Annotated in this window: 14 protein-coding genes; 6 read left to right on the top strand and 8 right to left on the bottom strand. The window is 62.0% G+C overall.

Annotated elements, in window-relative coordinates; all coding sequences use genetic code 11:
- Positions 1-46: 46 nt before the first annotated feature.
- Positions 47-1,297 (bottom strand): ABC transporter substrate-binding protein, encoded by a 1,251-nt coding sequence (locus BMX27_RS06215; RefSeq protein ID WP_090159009.1) that lies wholly within the window; start codon positions 1,295-1,297, stop codon positions 47-49.
- Between the two features lie 107 nt (positions 1,298-1,404).
- Here BMX27_RS06215 and BMX27_RS06210 point away from each other — a divergent pair, with 107 nt between their 5' ends.
- The gene (locus tag BMX27_RS06210; protein WP_090159008.1) at positions 1,405-2,211 is read left to right on the top strand and encodes an IclR family transcriptional regulator; all 807 of its coding nucleotides are present in this window, start codon (positions 1,405-1,407) and stop codon (positions 2,209-2,211) included.
- Positions 2,212-2,214: 3 nt separating this feature from the next.
- Complete coding sequence (locus BMX27_RS06205) at positions 2,215-3,273, top strand: ABC transporter ATP-binding protein (RefSeq protein ID WP_090159007.1); 1,059 nt, start codon at positions 2,215-2,217, stop codon at positions 3,271-3,273.
- 70 nt (positions 3,274-3,343) lie between these two features.
- Here BMX27_RS06205 and BMX27_RS06200 read toward each other — a convergent pair whose 3' ends face one another.
- The 5 genes from BMX27_RS06200 to BMX27_RS06180 all read right to left on the bottom strand — a co-directional run bounded on the left by BMX27_RS06200 (position 3,344) and on the right by BMX27_RS06180 (position 10,245).
- Entirely contained in the window at positions 3,344-4,213 is an 870-nt protein-coding gene (locus BMX27_RS06200; protein ID WP_090159006.1) for a dimethyl sulfoxide reductase anchor subunit family protein, read from the bottom strand.
- The gene (locus BMX27_RS06195) at positions 4,213-4,971 is read right to left on the bottom strand and encodes a 4Fe-4S dicluster domain-containing protein (protein ID WP_090159005.1); all 759 of its coding nucleotides are present in this window, start codon (positions 4,969-4,971) and stop codon (positions 4,213-4,215) included. The genes BMX27_RS06200 and BMX27_RS06195 overlap by 1 nt, the downstream gene beginning before the upstream one ends.
- A 136-nt stretch (positions 4,972-5,107) precedes the next feature.
- Positions 5,108-7,933 carry a molybdopterin oxidoreductase family protein gene (locus tag BMX27_RS06190; protein WP_090159206.1) on the bottom strand — a complete coding sequence of 942 codons (2,826 nt, stop codon included), beginning with the start codon at positions 7,931-7,933 and terminating at the stop codon, positions 5,108-5,110.
- A gap of 111 nt (positions 7,934-8,044) precedes the next feature.
- A complete protein-coding gene (locus BMX27_RS06185) occupies positions 8,045-8,788 on the bottom strand; it encodes a TSUP family transporter (protein ID WP_090159004.1) in 744 nt (247 codons plus the stop codon).
- A gap of 74 nt (positions 8,789-8,862) precedes the next feature.
- Complete coding sequence (locus BMX27_RS06180; RefSeq protein ID WP_090159003.1) at positions 8,863-10,245, bottom strand: aminotransferase family protein; 1,383 nt, start codon at positions 10,243-10,245, stop codon at positions 8,863-8,865.
- A 295-nt stretch (positions 10,246-10,540) separates the two neighbouring features.
- Here BMX27_RS06180 and BMX27_RS06175 point away from each other — a divergent pair, with 295 nt between their 5' ends.
- Together BMX27_RS06175 and BMX27_RS06170 are read left to right on the top strand one after the other, a co-directional pair.
- Entirely contained in the window at positions 10,541-11,071 is a 531-nt protein-coding gene (locus BMX27_RS06175) for an NYN domain-containing protein (protein ID WP_177172668.1), read from the top strand.
- A gap of 18 nt (positions 11,072-11,089) precedes the next feature.
- The gene (locus BMX27_RS06170; RefSeq protein ID WP_090159001.1) at positions 11,090-11,368 is read left to right on the top strand and encodes a GlsB/YeaQ/YmgE family stress response membrane protein; all 279 of its coding nucleotides are present in this window, start codon (positions 11,090-11,092) and stop codon (positions 11,366-11,368) included.
- On the opposite strand, the gene BMX27_RS06165 is transcribed toward BMX27_RS06170, so the two are convergent.
- Complete coding sequence (locus BMX27_RS06165; RefSeq protein ID WP_256212411.1) at positions 11,365-11,799, bottom strand: excinuclease ABC subunit B; 435 nt, start codon at positions 11,797-11,799, stop codon at positions 11,365-11,367. The two genes, BMX27_RS06170 and BMX27_RS06165, sit on opposite strands and share 4 nt — an antisense overlap.
- Complete coding sequence (gene uvrB / locus BMX27_RS06160; protein ID WP_090159000.1) at positions 11,796-14,006, bottom strand: excinuclease ABC subunit UvrB; 2,211 nt, start codon at positions 14,004-14,006, stop codon at positions 11,796-11,798. The genes BMX27_RS06165 and uvrB overlap by 4 nt, the downstream gene beginning before the upstream one ends.
- 140 nt (positions 14,007-14,146) lie before the next feature.
- On the opposite strand from uvrB, the gene BMX27_RS06155 reads away from it, so the two are divergent.
- Positions 14,147-14,458 carry an ETC complex I subunit gene (locus tag BMX27_RS06155; RefSeq protein ID WP_090158999.1) on the top strand — a complete coding sequence of 104 codons (312 nt, stop codon included), beginning with the start codon at positions 14,147-14,149 and terminating at the stop codon, positions 14,456-14,458.
- 214 nt (positions 14,459-14,672) lie between these two features.
- On the top strand, positions 14,673-15,206 hold the full coding sequence (locus BMX27_RS06150) for a CAP domain-containing protein (protein WP_090158998.1): 534 nt from the start codon (positions 14,673-14,675) through the stop codon (positions 15,204-15,206).
- Positions 15,207-15,376 lie beyond the last annotated feature (170 nt).

The raw sequence follows: 15,376 nt of genomic DNA, 5'->3' as shown, positions 1-15,376 counted from the left end.
CGAATGGGTTGACGGCGCGGGGCAGGCCCGCGCCGTCGGTCGTTGATTACTGGTAGATGCGTGCGCGCGTTTCTTCGAGACGCATCAGGATGTCGTCCAGGTTGTCCGGGAACACCATGAATTCCTGCAGGCCTTCCATGCCGACAGAGGCCATTTCGGCGTCAAAGTCGCGGTCAAAGAACTGCATGATGCCGCCGGATGCATTGCTGGACAGCATCTCGAACCCTTCCTGCAGGAACTTGTCATCGCTGATCGACGCCTCAGAGTTCACCGGCAGCTGACCCAGCGCGTCGCCCGCGTTGATCTTGGACTGGTTGTCGGCAGAGGTCACGAAACGCAGGAACGCCTTGGCGTTGTCCATGTTTTCCGCACCCGATGCGATGTGGAACGTGTCGGTCGGTGCGTCCTCGGCGTAGTCCACGTCGGGGTTGATCTTGGGGAACTGGTAGAAATCCAGCTGGTCATCGGTCAGACCGCCTTCGCGCATGGCTGCCACGGCAAAGTTGCCCATCAGATAGGATGCGGCCTCGCCGTTCAGCATGAAGGGCAGGGCCTCTTGCCAGCTGTAGGTCTGGTGGTCGTCGATAAACGCGCCCATGTCGATCAGCTGACGCCAGTTGGCGAATGTCTGGCGCACGCGCTCGTCGGTCCATTCGACCTCGCCGCGGGCCAGCTGCATGTGGAAATCATAACCATTGGTGCGGCTGTTGATGTAGTCGAACCAACCGCCAGCGGTCCACAGGAACTTGGTCCCGATGGTGTAGCACTTGCGCCCGCTGTCCAGGATCGCCTGACAGTTTGCCAGCTCTTCCTCCCAGGTGGTGGGTTCGGACAGGCCCAGCTCTTCAAAGATATCTTTGCGGTAGTAAACGCCCCACTGGTAGTAGGTGTAGGGCACGCCCCACTGCTTGTCGTCCAGCGTCATGGCACCTTTGGTCGATTCCAGCGCCGCGAACTGCTCTTCGGCCCACAGGTCCGAGATGTCGGCGAACAGGCCTGCATCCACATAGGGGCGCATGCGGTTGGCGGCGTACCAGTTGACGACGTCCGGCGGATTGGCGCCCAAGGCGTTGCGGATCTGCGTTTTCCATGCTTCGCGGTCGACGATCGTCAGCTCGATATCCAGGTCGGGGTTCATCGCCTGGAAATCGGCGACCATGCCTTCCATCACCGCGCGTGGTGCGGGGTTCGACATGTCCGAGATGATTTTCAGCTCGCCGGTCAGTTCGGCACTTGCCGTGCTGGCGATGGCTGCCGCGACGGCCGCAGCGAATGAAGTCTTGATGATGGAACGCATGATATCCTCCCAGATGCTTTCCGATAAGTTCCACTATTTGGAACTTGGTTTTGGATATTGATACTAAAGCGCAGAGCCGCTAACGTGTCAACACGGGAGGATGATCCATGACGACACGACGCGATGGCACCGTCGGCAAGGCGCTGGACGTGCTGGACCAAGTTGCCGATTTCGGCCGGCCTGTCCGGTTTTCCGAGGTGCTGGAACGTGCGGATTACCCCAAACCCACGCTCTACCGTCTGATGCAGACGCTGACCCATCAGGGCATGCTGCAATTCGACGCCGAACGGCAGACCTATTCGCCCGGCGCGCGTCTGGTGCGGCTCGCACATACGGCATGGGCGCAATCCTCGCTGGTGCAGGTGGCCAGTCCACATATTCAAAAACTCAGCGCAGAAACGGGTGAAACCGTACACCTGGCGCAGATCGACGCAGGGCAGGTCCTGTATCTGGATAAACGCAATGCCGCCGAACCGGTGCCGATGTACAGTCAGGCTGGCCGCGTCGGCCCGGTCTATTGCACGGGCGTGGGCAAGGTGATGCTGGCCCATCTGCCCGACGATCAGGCACAGAACGTGATTTCGCAACAGTCGTTTCATCGCTTTACGCCGCAGACGATCACGACCGCCGCTGCACTGGAACAGGAAATCAGGGCGATTCGCGCGGATGGCTTCGCCTTTGACCGCGAAGAACACGAGCCCGGAATCATCTGCGTGGCCCTACCGGTGATCAGCGACAATGGACGCGTGCTGGGTGCGGTCTCCGTCACCAGCACCACGCAGCGCACGTCGCTGGCCGCCCTTCAGGCGCTGGCCCCGCGTGTGTGCGATGCAGCACAGGCCATCGCACGCGATGCCCAAAGCTGGAGCTTTCCAGCCCAGACCACCCAAGAATTCAAGTTAGCGGGGGAATAACCCATGTCCGGTGTCACACTGAAAAACGTCAAGAAATCCTACGGCGAGGCGCAGGTCATCCACGGGATCGACCTGGAAATCGAGGATGGCGAATTCTGCGTTTTCGTCGGTCCTTCGGGCTGCGGGAAATCCACGCTTCTACGGATGGTCGCGGGGCTCGAGGAAACGACATCGGGCCAGATCGACATCGGTGCCCGCGACGTGACCCGGCTTGACCCCAGCGATCGGGGTGTTGCGATGGTGTTCCAGACCTACGCGCTTTATCCGCATATGACCGTGCGCGACAACATGGGGTTCGGCCTGAAAATGAACGGCCACCCCAAGGCCGAGATTCGCGAAAAAGTGGCCGAGGCATCGCGCATCCTCAAACTCGATGACTACCTCGACCGCAAACCGGCAGCCCTGTCAGGCGGTCAGCGTCAGCGGGTCAGCATTGGCCGCGCCATCGTGCGCGGACCAGAGGTGTTCTTGTTCGACGAACCGCTGTCCAACCTCGATGCGGAATTGCGGGTCGAGATGCGTGTCGAAATTGCCCGCCTGCACAAGGACATCGGCGCCACGATGATCTACGTCACTCACGACCAGGTCGAGGCGATGACCCTCGCGGACAAGATCGTGGTCCTGCGCAAAGGCGTGATCGAACAGGTCGGCGCGCCCATGGACCTCTACCGCGATCCCGACAACAAGTTCGTGGCCGGTTTCATCGGCAGCCCTGCGATGAACTTCATGGAAGGCACCCTTGCGGGCGGAAAACTGACCGTGCCTGCGATGCGCGGCACCTTCGATCTGCCGCTGACCGCCAGCGGCGACAGGGCTGTCGACGTCGGCATGCGCGCCGAACATCTGACAGTCGATGCGGGCGGCGATACGCACACCGTCGACCTCACGGAAAGCCTGGGCGGCGTCTCTTATGTCTATCTGGTAGGCGACACGGGTGAGCGGCTGGTGATCGAGGAACGCGGTGACTACCGGTCCAGCCTGGGCGATCGTGTGGGTGTCAGCATCGACGCCAGCCGCATCTATCTGTTCGACAAAACCAGCGGTCAACGCATCCGTAGCTAGGGGCCCGACCCTACTCTTCTTCTGGTTAAAAATATCCCGGGGAAGGGCGCAGCCCGGGGGCAGCGCCCCCTCAACGCTTGCCGTAATACAGACCCACGACATGTTCGGCCTGCGCGAAAAACAACCAGCGCAGGCACAGCACGCCCAGCACATGAGACAGTACCGCGACACCCGCTGTCAAATGGGTCAGTTCAACCGCCAGGATCGGCAGCGGCACGCCAAAGGCCAGAACCATGCCGATGAGGCGCAAATAAAAGGCGTGCTTGCGTCCGACGACGTAAACGAATTCGCGCAAAAGATAATTCGGCCCCGAATGCGGTGGCAAAAAGGCGCGGACCTCGCCCAGATCGCCCAGGCCCGTTGCACTGCCGGTTGTCGTGCCAGAACGGTCAAATCGCGTGTCCCCGGTGACCCAGGCGATAAACTGCACGACAGCGCCCAGCGTCAGCAGGGCCAGTGCCGCAGCCCCCTGATTGGCCAGCAATGCGCCGCCCCCCAGAGACAGCGTGAAAAAAAGCGCGGGCGTGGTCCAATGGCGCCAACGTGGCACGGTGCGCAACTGGGCATAGATCATTGCGGTCGTGCCCACAGTCACCAGACATCCAAGGCTGACCAGCCAGCCCAGAGGTGCGAGATAGCTGCCAAAAAGTGCGGCCAGCGCCAGCACGCCCCCCAGCAGCAACGTGACGATGGCGGCGATGCCTTCACGCGACAGCCAGCTGGTGCGCCATTGGGTCAGTGCCTTGGCCGCGCGTTCCGGCCGGCCCAGATGAAAGGTCGAAGCCAGCAAGCCGCCCACAGCGCCGACATAGGCGATGACATAGAACCCCAGCGCCACCAGTCCGGTCGGTGCAGGCAGGCCCAGACCCAGCCAGAACAGCAGGCCGAATCCCAACCCTGAAAACGTCGTGAACGCGATGACGGACGGTGCGGGGTGCATCAGCGCGCGCCTCCGGGCAGGGCGGACAGGGCCCGGTCGATCCAGGCGACCAACCCCTTGCCATCGGTTGCCACAGGGGCCAGCAGCGGGGCGAGAATGTCGATTTCGTCCGCATCGCGCGGGCGCGGCGGCAGGTATTTGTTCACCGGCTTTGTGCCCTGCTCCGGCATCAGGTCGAACCCGCCACGTTCGGCAACCAACTGGCTGACAGCACTTTCGGGATCGCCCAGATCACCGAAATGCCGCGCCCCCGACGGGCAGGTGCGCACGCAGGCCGGGGTGCGGTCCACCTCTGGCAGGTTTTCGTTATAGATCCGGTCGACACAGAGCGTGCATTTCTTCATCACCCCGGCGGCGGCGTCGAGTTCGCGCGCACCATATGGGCAGGCCCAGGCGCACAGGCTGCACCCGATGCAGGCGTCCTCGTTCACCAGAACGATCCCGTCCTCGGCGCGTTTGTAGCTCGCACCGGTCGGGCAGACGGTGACGCAGGGCGCATCCTCGCAGTGCAGGCAGGATTTGGGAAAATGGACCTGTTGGGCCGGGCCTGTTTCTGGCTGCACCTCGTAACTGTGGACGCGATTGAGAAAGGTGCCGGATGGGTCAGCGCCGTAGGGGTCGCTGTCTGACAGGGCCGCGCCGTAATTTTCGGTATTCCAGCCTTTGCAGGCGACGACACAGGCATGACACCCGACGCAGGTGTCCAGATCGATCACCAGACCCAGCTTGACGTCCGAAGGGGGGGGCAGCTGCGTCATGCGGCGGACGCCTCCGGCGGGAGTATTTGGGGCAAGATGATGCTGGCCGCTGCGGGATCAGACCATGTCGCCACGTACCAGATGAATGACCCGATGGTGAAAGCAAGGAAGGCAGCGATCAGGAGAAGTGTCATTTTCACGGTTTGCCGACCTTCCAGCGCAGGGTTTTGGGTGTGTCCGGGTTTGGCATATCGAGCGCCAGCAGAACAGGCTGGGATTCCGCGGGCGCGCCGGATCGTTCGATTTTCACCCGCAGGTCAAACCACGCCGCTTGTCCGGTGACGGGGTCGGAGTTGGACCAGCGCAACCCGTCGCCCTTGGGCGGCAACAACTCGTGGATCAGGTGGTTCAGCAGAAATCCCTTGGTGGCCTCTGGTGCGTTTTTGTCCAGGGCCCAGGCACCTTTGCGTTTGCCGATCGCATTCCAGGTCCAGACGGTATTGGGGTTCAGGCTGGCCTGATGGGCGACGGGCACAGTGATGGACCCATGCGCGCTGGTGACACGTGCCCAGTCGCCGTCCTTGAATTTGTGTTTTTCCCAGACCGCTGTCGGGACATAGAGCGGATTATGTCCGTGAATTTGCCGCAGCCAGGCATTCTGCCCGCCCCAGCTGTGATACATCGCGGCAGGCCGCTGGGTCAGCGCATGCAGGTTGTATTCGGCCGGGTCGACATGGCCGTCCTCGAACGGGGGATACCAGATCGGCAATGGGTCCATCGTGACCTTGATCTGGCCACGCAAGTGGTCTGGCGGCTGACGGTCGCCATGCCCCTCGGCCGCCAACTGAAACCGGCGCAGGGGTTCGACGTATAGCTGAAAGATATAAGGCGCAGGCGCATCATAAAGGCCCGTTTCAACCGCCCAATCCTGATAGGCACGGTTGAACGGTTTGTAATAGGCGGCACCTTCCGGGACGTGTTTGATCCAGAACCCGCCGTTTGCGATATAGGCGTCGATCTGGCTGTCGTTGGGATCGCCGCGCCCATGCTGAAGGCCGTGTTCGCCGACGCGCCAGCCAGCCAGCGGGCCTATGCCGGGACGCCGCAGGTGTTGTTGGATGTAGTCGGCATAGTTCGCGTATTTTGTGCTGCCGTCGGCGTTCACAAACCCCGGCAGGCCCAGCCGTCCGCCCAGATCGCAAAGCACCGATTGAAACCCGCGCACGTCGCGGTCGGGTTCCACCACGGGCCAGCGGATCGCGTCTGCGGCGGCGTCCGCCTCGCAGATCGGGCGGTCCAGCAGGCTGATGCAATCGTGGCGTTCCAGATAGGTTGTGTCGGGCAGGATCAGGTCGGCATAGGCCACCATTTCGGACCTGTAGGCATCGGCGTAGATGATACGCGGAATGACGTAGTCGCCGTTTTCGTCCGTGTCGGTCAGCATCTTCATCACACCGCGCGTGTTCATGGATGAATTCCACGACATGTTTGCCATGAACATGAACAGCGTGTCGATCTTGTACGGATCGCCCGCATGGGCGTTGGAAATGACCATGTGCATCAACCCGTGGGCCGACAGCGGATTTTCCCACGTGAACGCCTTGTCGATGCGGGCGGGCCCGCCGTCGGGTGCCAGGCACAGATCATCGGGCCCCTGCGGATAGCCCAGATGCGGGCCGTTCAGGGCCTGACCCGGCACCACCTTGCAATGTGGTTTAGGATGGGCTGTCGCGGGTTTGGGGTAGGGTGGCTTGAACCGCATGCCGCCGGGGGTTTCGACCGATCCGATCAGGATTTGCAGCATGTGCAGCGCACGGCAGGTCTGGAACCCGTTGGAATGGGCCGAAATGCCGCGCATTGCGTGAAAACTGACGGGGCGGCCGACCATGGTCGCATGCACCTTGCCGCGAAAGTCGGTCCATTCCCGGTCCAGCACGATTTCCTGATTGAACGCCACATCCGCAATGTCGGCGGCCAGGCGGCGGATGCGGGCGGCGGGGATGCCGACGCGGTCGGCCACGTTTTCGGGGGCGTGGACCGGATCGGTGTAGCGATCGGCCATCAGGTGAAAAACACTGACATGGGTGGTGCCGCGTTGACGCAATTTGCCCGTCAGCAGGGGTTCGACACCCTGACCATTCCACGGCGCGGGTTTGCCGGTGTTGCGGTCGATAACCAGCGGTTGCAAGTCGTCGTCGCGCAGGAATAGCCCGTATTCTGGCGATTTCGGGTCCTGATTGACCAGGACGCTGGCGTTGGTGAACCGCGCCAGATAGTCCGTGTCGATCTTGCCTGCGGTCATCAGGCAATGCACCAGTGCCAGGATCAGCAGACCGTCGTTGCCGGGAGTGACGCCGAACCAGTCGTCGGCGACGGCGTTATAGCCCGTCCGGACCGGATTGACGCCGACCATGCGCGCGCCACGCGCCTTGAGCTTGCCGATGCCCATCTTGATCGGGTTGCTGTCGTGGTCCTCTGCCACGCCGAACAGCAAAAACAGCTTGGTGCGGTCCCAGTCGGGCTGGCCGAATTCCCAGAACGCGCCACCCATGGTGTAGATGCCCGCCGCCGCCATGTTGACGCTGCAAAACCCGCCATGGGCGGCATAGTTCGGCGTGCCGAATCCCTGCGCCCAGAGGCCCGTGAACGACTGCGACTGATCCCGCCCGGTAAAAAACGCCAGTTTTTCGGGGGCGGTGTCCCGGATCGGTTTCAGCCAGCTGACGGCAAGGTCCAGCGCCTCGTCCCAGCTGATTTCTTCGTATTGGCCAGACCCGCGCGGACCCGTCCGTTTCATGGGTGCGCGCAGGCGCGACGGCGCGTTGTGCTGCATGATTCCGGCGCTGCCCTTGGCGCACAGGACGCCCTGATTGACCGGATGGTCGCGGTTGCCTTCGATATAGGCGACCTTGCCGTCCTTCATGTGCACGTCGATGCCGCAGCGACAGGCACACATGTAGCAAGTCGTCTTGCGGATTTCGTCGGATACCTTGGGTGACAGGTCGATGACAGGCTGGGTCATGGGCGGCCAGCAATGGTTGCGGTCTGCACGGGCTGCTCCTGCGGCGTGGTCCTTGGGGGTCAACTCTAGCCTCTTTTCGGGTGGGCCGTCCATGCGCGGTTGCGGAGGTGATCAGCTCAGCAGCGCGCGGATGATGCCGGCCGCCGCCAGTATCAGCAGCAGCCAGACGCCAAAGCGGCGGAACGCCGCAGGCGGTGCGGCGGCAAAGCGGCGGTTGCCCAGCAGGGTGCCCGCGATCAGGATCGGCAAGGCCCAAAGTGCGGCCGCAAAGGTTTGCGCCGTGATGTTGCCGCCCAAGCCCATCAACGGCAAGGTCAGCAGGTCGATGCCTGTCAGAAACACGATCATCGTCGCGCGAAAGGTGGCGGGCGGCATCGGCTGTGCGGTCAGACAGGCCGCGACCGGCAGGCCACCCACACCTGCGGCATTGGCGATCCCCGCAATCATGCCGACACCGGTATGGGCGGGCAGGGACAGGCGGGATTTCAAGGTCCATCCCGCCAGCATCACCAGTGCCATTGCAAGGATGATGGTCGAGACGGCCAGCCTGACGGTTTCGGTCGGCAACGCCAGCACTGCCATGATCGCAAGCGGCAGGGTGAGTGCCGCACCCAGCAGCATCCAGACCACCCGCAGCCAGTCGACGTGGCCCCGGATCCCGCGTGCCTGCACCGCAGTCATCGCGATTTCGCCCATGAACACCACCGGAATGAGCGGCACCGGGTCAGTCACCAAAGCCGCAAAGGCAAGAAAGATCGCCGAGAAGCCAAAGCCGGAATAGCCCCGCACGAGCGCCGCGGCAAAGAGTGCCACAGCCAGTGCTGCGACCAGCGTCAGGGGTAAATCAAACGGCATCACTGGTGCAGGCGTCGAGGGGCGCTGCCCCGCCGCTGCGCGGCCCCCGGGATATTTTCAACCAGAAGAAGACGTTAGCCCAGCACGCGGGTGATCGCCCCGCTGACCGCATCGCAGATCTGGTCGATGTCGTCGCGCGTCGCGATCAGTGCGGGTGCAAACAGCAACGTGTTATTGAACCCCGGCACCGACCGGTTGGTGGCCCCGATGATGACCCCCTGCGCCATGCAATCGGCCACGATCGCACCGACCTGTTTTTCGTTGACCGGATCCTTGGTGTCGCGGTCGGTTACCAGCTCTGCCCCCGCAAACAGACCCAGGCCACGCACGTCGCCGATGACCGGGTGGCGGTCCATCAGGGCGTACAAACTGTCCTTGAGATAAGCACCCACCCGGGTGGAGTTTTCCAGCAGGCTTTCCTCTTCGATGATGGCCATGTTCTCGATCGCGGCGGTCGGCCCCGCCGTGCAGCCGCCAAAGGTCGAAATGTCACGGAAATATCCTAGGTGATCGCTGTCGTCCTTGAACATGGAAAACACCTTTTCCGTGGTCACGCAGCACGAAATCGCGGCATAGCCGGAGGCAACGCCCTTGGCCATCGTCACGATGTCGGGTTTGACCCCGTATTGCTGATAGCCGAACCAGGCTCCGGTGCGGCCCAGGCCGCAGACGACTTCGTCGATGTGCAGCAGGATGTCGTATTTGGCGCAGATTTCCTGCACCCGTTCCCAGTAGCCGCGCGGCGGGGTGATGATGCCGCCGCCTGCGGTGATCGGTTCCAGGCACAATGCGCCCACGGTGTCCGGACCCTCACGCAGAATGACCTCTTCGATCGCATTGGCGGCACGTTCGCCGTAGGCCTCGCCGGACCAGCCGTCCTGGGCGCGGTATTCCAGACAATGCGGCACGGCGACAAAACCGGGCACAAAGGGGCCGTAGTGGGCATTGCGTTCCGCCTGCCCACCAGCCGACAGGTTGGCAATGGTCGTGCCGTGGTAGTCGCGCTCGCGGTAAAGGATCTTGTGTTTTTTGCCGCCGTGATGCTTGTGCGCGATCTGGCGCACCATCTTGAAAGCTTTCTCGTTCGCCTCGGACCCGGAGTTGGCATAATAGACCCGGCCCATGCCCGGCATCTTGTCGATCAGCGCCTCGGCGAACTGGGCACCGGGGATCGTGCCGGACGCACCCGCAAAGAAACACATCTTGGTCAATTGTGCGGCCACCGCATCCGCGATCCGTTTGCGTCCGTAGCCCACGTTGACGGTCCAGACGGCACCGGACACGGCGTCCAGATGTTCCTTGCCCTTGATGTCCCAGACGCGCAGGCCGCGGCCCTCGACGATGATGCGCGGGTCCACGGTTTCAAATGGTTTGTGCTGGATCAGGTGGTGCCAGACATGGGCGCGGTCGGCCTCGACGATGGCAGAGGGATCATTGTTCATAGAATGCAGTGTCATGGCGCGCGCTCCGTCCGGGGTGGTTCGGCGGGGCGCGGCTGTGGCGTCCCGTCGATCGGCTTAGTGACAGCGGTTTGGCGGGATCAGTCAAGACCCGTTTGCTGCGTCATGAATGCGGGGTATCGAAATTTATGCGACCTGCGCGGGCACCGTTCAACCTGCGTCATCGGGGTCGCCATCTGTCGAACGAAACCGGCCTGCGAAAAAATCCGTGCCCGCGCCTGTTTCGGGGCTTGGGTTGCGATCTTGTGATTGCTAAACGCATGACACGCTGCGGTTGAATAAGATGTCCGTCATGACAGATGCTCAGGTCCTCACCCTGTTTGGCTTGTTCCTGTTGGGGCTGCTTGCGACACTGCTGGTGGTGCGGGCCCTGCGCGGCGCGCGGGGTGCCGGGGATCACGACGCACTGCCCGCCGGGCCAGAGGCGACAGTTATTGTCGACGGGTCGAACGTGATGCATTGGGGTGGCGATCCGTCGTTGGCGGTCCTGCTGCGGGTGCTGGATGCGCTGCGTGACCTGGGACATGTGCCTGCGGTCGTGTTCGACGCCAATGTGGGCTACAAGTTGTTCGACAGGTTCCACGGCCATGACGCCATGGCCCGCGCGCTGGAAATGCCGGAACGTCTGATCCTGGTCGTTGACCGTGGTGACGTGGCCGACACCGCCATTCTGGCGGTCGCGGACGAGGCGAACCTGCCTGTCGTGTCCAACGACCGTTTCAGAGAGTGGTCCGTGCAATACCCTTGGGTCAAAAAGAAGGGCCGTATCTTGCGCGGAGCCTATGATAATGGTGCAGTCACCTGGACGCATCCGCGTCGGTAACGCGAGGGAAAGCAACCCATGGAAACATTTCTGGACGTCGTCGGGGCACTGGCCCTGATCCTGCTGGCGCTGATCGGCGTCGTGTCCGGCCTGATCGCGGCTGTCATCACCGGCGGCAGCAAGGCGAAATACGTCATTGCAGGCGTGCTGGGGGCGGTTGCGTTTCCGTTCATCCTTGCAGCCCTGGGCGTGACGGCACTGGCCGGTGCCGGGCTGTTGTTGATCCTGTTCACCGGCGTGGTCGGGGCTGTCATTCTGGTGGTGCTGGTCAAGGCGCTGTTTGGCCGCAAATCCTAGGACAGCTGCGGAGCAGGGCAGTTTCGGAACGCGGCCACGGCCTCGGCGGCACCTGCAAGGGGAATCGTCATGGTCTGGTCCCCAGACCGGACCTGTGCCACGTCGTTGAATTGCAACCCGTCCAGCACATTGCCAAACCCCGTATCGGTCACGGTCAGGCGCGTGTCGTTGTCCGACAGAAAATGACGGTCGGTTGAAATCTGGAACGGTCGTGCGCCAATGAACGCCATGGTCAGCCGGTCAGACGGCACCCAGTGATCCGTCACAAGCGTCAGCATCATGGCATATTCCCCCGTGGCAGGATCATAGGTCACGGTGATGCTTCCGCCCCCGGTCGGCTGGATCATCTTGCAGATGGGATCAGCCTTGAACGTCCAGGCCGCTGCCGATTGCGCCGCGCAGGTGAGAAGGATTGCGGCAAGGAGCCTCACCGCTTTTTCCCGCCATAGCGTGATTTGCCGCCGCGCATCCCGCCGCGACCACCCGTCGAGCGGCCAGACTTTGCGCTGCTTTCCTCGACCGCCTTGTCCACGGCCTGTTGCCGCGCGAGGGGATCGTCGGCGATGGCCAGTTCCACCGCTTCCAGCCGTTTCAGCTCGTCGCGCAGGCGGGCGGCCTCTTCGAATTCGAGGTTTTCGGCGGCCTTGCGCATGTCGGTGCGCAGCCCGTCCAGCACGGCCTTCATGTTCGATCCCTGCCGCTCGACCTTGGCGGTGACGCGGTTCATGTCCACGTCGCCCTTGTAGAGGCCCGCCAGAATGTCCTCGACGTTCTTTTTCACCGTCGTGGGCGTGATCCCGTGTTCTTCGTTATAAGCGAGCTGTTTGGTCCGGCGGCGTTCGGTTTCGCCCATCGCGCGTTCCATGCTGCCGGTGATGCGGTCAGCGTACATGATGACGCGGCCCTCGGCGTTGCGCGCGGCGCGGCCGATGGTCTGAACAAGGGACGTCTCGGAGCGCAGAAAGCCCTCCTTGTCGGCATCGAGGATCGCCACCAGCCCGCATTCGGGAATATCCAGACCCTCGCGCAGCAGGTTGATCCCGATCAGCACGTCGAAGGCACCAAGACGCAGATCGCGCAGGATCTCGATCCGTTCGATGGTGTCGATGTCCGAGTGCATGTAGCGCACGCGGATGCCCTGTTCGTGCATGTATTCGGTCAGATCCTCGGCCATGCGCTTGGTCAGGGTCGTGCACAACGTCCGGTATCCGTCGGCGGCGACCTTGCGGACCTCGTCCAGCAGGTCGTCGACCTGCATTTCCACAGGACGGATTTCGATTTTCGGGTCGATCAGGCCGGTGGGGCGGATGATCTGTTCGGAAAACACGCCGCCGGTCTGTTCCAGCTCCCACGCCGCCGGGGTGGCAGACACGAACACCGACTGCGGGCGCATGGCGTCCCATTCCTCGAATTTCAGGGGGCGGTTGTCCATGCAGGACGGCAGGCGGAACCCGTGTTCGGCCAGCGTCATCTTGCGTCTGAAGTCGCCTTTGTACATGCCGCCAATCTGCGGCACGCTGACGTGGGATTCGTCAGCGAAAACAATCGCGTTGTCGGGAATGAATTCGAACAGGGTGGGGGGCGGTTCGCCCGGTGCGCGGCCCGTCAGATAGCGGGAATAGTTTTCGATCCCGTTGCAGACGCCCGTGGCCTCGAGCATTTCCAGATCGAAGTTTGTGCGCTGTTCCAGTCGCTGCGCCTCCAACAGCTTGCCGTCTGCCACGAGCTGGTCGAGCCGCATCCGCAGCTCTTTCTTGATGCCGATGATGGCCTGCTGCATCGTCGGTTTCGGTGTGACGTAGTGGCTGTTTGCGTAAACGCGGATTTTCGGGAAGGTGCCGGTTTTTTCGCCCGTCAACGGGTCGAATTCGGTGATCGCCTCCAGCTCTTCGCCAAAGAAGGACAGCTTCCACGCGCGATCATCAAGGTGGGCAGGCCAGATTTCCAGCGAATCGCCACGCACCCGGAAACAGCCACGCTGGAACCCTGCATCATTGCGACGGTATTGCTGGGCGATCAGGTCGGCCATGATCTTGCGCTGGTCATAGGATTTTCCGACGTGGATATCCTGCGTCATCGCGCCATAGGTTTCCACAGACCCGATACCGTAGATGCAGGACACCGAGGCCACGATGATCACATCGTCGCGTTCCAGCAGCGCCCGGGTAGCCGAGTGGCGCATCCGGTCGATCTGTTCGTTGATCTGTGATTCCTTCTCGATGTAGGTGTCCGACCGCGCGACATAGGCCTCTGGCTGGTAGTAATCGTAGTAGCTGACGAAATATTCGACTGCGTTTTCGGGAAAGAATCCCTTGAATTCGCCGTAAAGCTGGGCCGCCAGCGTCTTGTTCGGCGCAAGGATGATCGCGGGGCGCTGTGTTTCCTCGATTATCTTGGCCATGGTGAACGTCTTGCCGGTGCCGGTCGCCCCCAGCAGCACCTGGTCGCGTTCACCGTCGCGCACGCCTTGCGACAATTCGCGGATCGCGGTGGGTTGGTCGCCCGCCGGATCGAATTCCGTCACCAGCTTGAACTGCTTGCCGCCTTCCATCTTTTCGCGCTCGCGCACGTTGGGGGCGGGATTTGACAGATAGGCTGCGTCTGCCAGCTCTCTTTTGTCGGTCTGGGCGTAGGCCATGGGCGATCCTTCGTCTGTCGGGCAGGACCTTATAAATGCGTCTATTCACCCATGGTTCAACCCCAGAGGCAATCGTCCGGTTTTCCTTGCAAAAAACGACCCGATTCTGGATAAGACGCGCAGCGATCAAGGAGTATCCCATGCAAGCCCGTATCTATCGTCCCGCCCGCACCGCGATGTCGTCCGGCACGGCCAAGACACGGACCTGGGTGCTGGATTTCGTCGATGCCAGCGCCCGCGAAATCGACCCGCTGATGGGGTGGACATCGTCCAGCGATACCCAAAGCCAGGTGCGCCTGACCTTTGCGACCAAGCAAGAGGCAATCGATTATGCCAAGCATAACGGGATCGACGCAGTCGTCACGGAACCCCAGACCCGCAAGATGAACGTGCGTGCAGGTGGTTACGGTGAAAACTTTGCCACCAACCGTCGCGGTGCCTGGACCCACTGAGGGCAGTTCTGTGGTTAGGCGCTGAACACCCGCATGATGGGCTGCAAAACAGGCCATCTATTGCAAATTTGCGCAAACTTGCGCGCGTTTTTCCGCCAGTGACCAAAGTCGGGCATCCTGTGGCCTTATTTTTGGCCCGCACGTTGGGTTAAATTTGTCCCAATTCAACGCTGGCGTGCCGCAGGCCTGCCGGCCGATCAGTGAGGGACGAGAAATGAAACGCATTTTGTGTGCCACGGCATGTGTGGCGATGACGGCCTGTGGTGGCGGCGGCAGCGGCGGTGGATCGGGTGTCGTCGTTACGCCGGATAAAGTCGACACGCTGGTCGCGTCGCGCACATCAACATCGGGTAGGCCGGCAACCTCGGCGCAGGATGCGAATTTTGGCCGTTTGCTGAACGACTACCGTCTGGCCTCTGGCGTGGGGGCGGTGCAGTTCGACAGCCGCCTGAACCGCGCGGCCCAGAAACACACCGAAGATATGGTCAAACGCGGATATTTCAGCCACCAGTCGCCCGAGGGCACGGATGTCGGCCAGCGTGTCCGCGCCGAAGGCTATGACTACAGTTTCGTTGCGGAAAACATCGCCTGGCGCCAGCAATCCGATGCCGAAGTGTTCAAGGACTGGAAAAATTCGCCATCCCATGACCGCGCCATGAAGGACGGTCGCGCCGAGGATTTTGGCCTGGGTGTGGCTGGAACGGGTAACGACGTCAAATGGGCGCTGATTGTCGGCGCCGAGAAATAAACGACCGCTTTACCTTGTGATGCGTTTTTGCGCCCGCAGCCCCTGCTGCGGGCGTTTTTCATCGCGTGTCTCAATCCCTGATTAAGTGCTGCGTGCGATCCCCTTGATGGTTCGAAACACATAGTCGCATGCGCAGAAAAACGGCCTTGGCCGACTGGCGGATTGCGACC

Source organism: Loktanella sp. DSM 29012 (genome assembly GCF_900110705.1).
Classification (GTDB): domain Bacteria; phylum Pseudomonadota; class Alphaproteobacteria; order Rhodobacterales; family Rhodobacteraceae; genus Loktanella; species Loktanella gaetbuli.
This window is presented reverse-complemented; position numbering and strand designations above follow the sequence as displayed.

Coding starts and splice junctions, on each gene's coding strand:
- BMX27_RS06215 (WP_090159009.1), bottom strand. CDS start 1,297: ATGCGTTCCATCATCAAGACTTCATTCGCTGCGGCCGTCGCGGCAGCC.
- BMX27_RS06210 (WP_090159008.1), top strand. CDS start 1,405: ATGACGACACGACGCGATGGCACCGTCGGCAAGGCGCTGGACGTGCTG.
- BMX27_RS06205 (WP_090159007.1), top strand. CDS start 2,215: ATGTCCGGTGTCACACTGAAAAACGTCAAGAAATCCTACGGCGAGGCG.
- BMX27_RS06200 (WP_090159006.1), bottom strand. CDS start 4,213: ATGCACCCCGCACCGTCCGTCATCGCGTTCACGACGTTTTCAGGGTTG.
- BMX27_RS06195 (WP_090159005.1), bottom strand. CDS start 4,971: ATGACGCAGCTGCCCCCCCCTTCGGACGTCAAGCTGGGTCTGGTGATC.
- BMX27_RS06190 (WP_090159206.1), bottom strand. CDS start 7,933: ATGACCCAGCCTGTCATCGACCTGTCACCCAAGGTATCCGACGAAATC.
- BMX27_RS06185 (WP_090159004.1), bottom strand. CDS start 8,788: ATGCCGTTTGATTTACCCCTGACGCTGGTCGCAGCACTGGCTGTGGCA.
- BMX27_RS06180 (WP_090159003.1), bottom strand. CDS start 10,245: ATGACACTGCATTCTATGAACAATGATCCCTCTGCCATCGTCGAGGCC.
- BMX27_RS06175 (WP_177172668.1), top strand. CDS start 10,541: ATGACAGATGCTCAGGTCCTCACCCTGTTTGGCTTGTTCCTGTTGGGG.
- BMX27_RS06170 (WP_090159001.1), top strand. CDS start 11,090: ATGGAAACATTTCTGGACGTCGTCGGGGCACTGGCCCTGATCCTGCTG.
- uvrB (WP_090159000.1), bottom strand. CDS start 14,006: ATGGCCTACGCCCAGACCGACAAAAGAGAGCTGGCAGACGCAGCCTAT.
- BMX27_RS06155 (WP_090158999.1), top strand. CDS start 14,147: ATGCAAGCCCGTATCTATCGTCCCGCCCGCACCGCGATGTCGTCCGGC.
- BMX27_RS06150 (WP_090158998.1), top strand. CDS start 14,673: ATGAAACGCATTTTGTGTGCCACGGCATGTGTGGCGATGACGGCCTGT.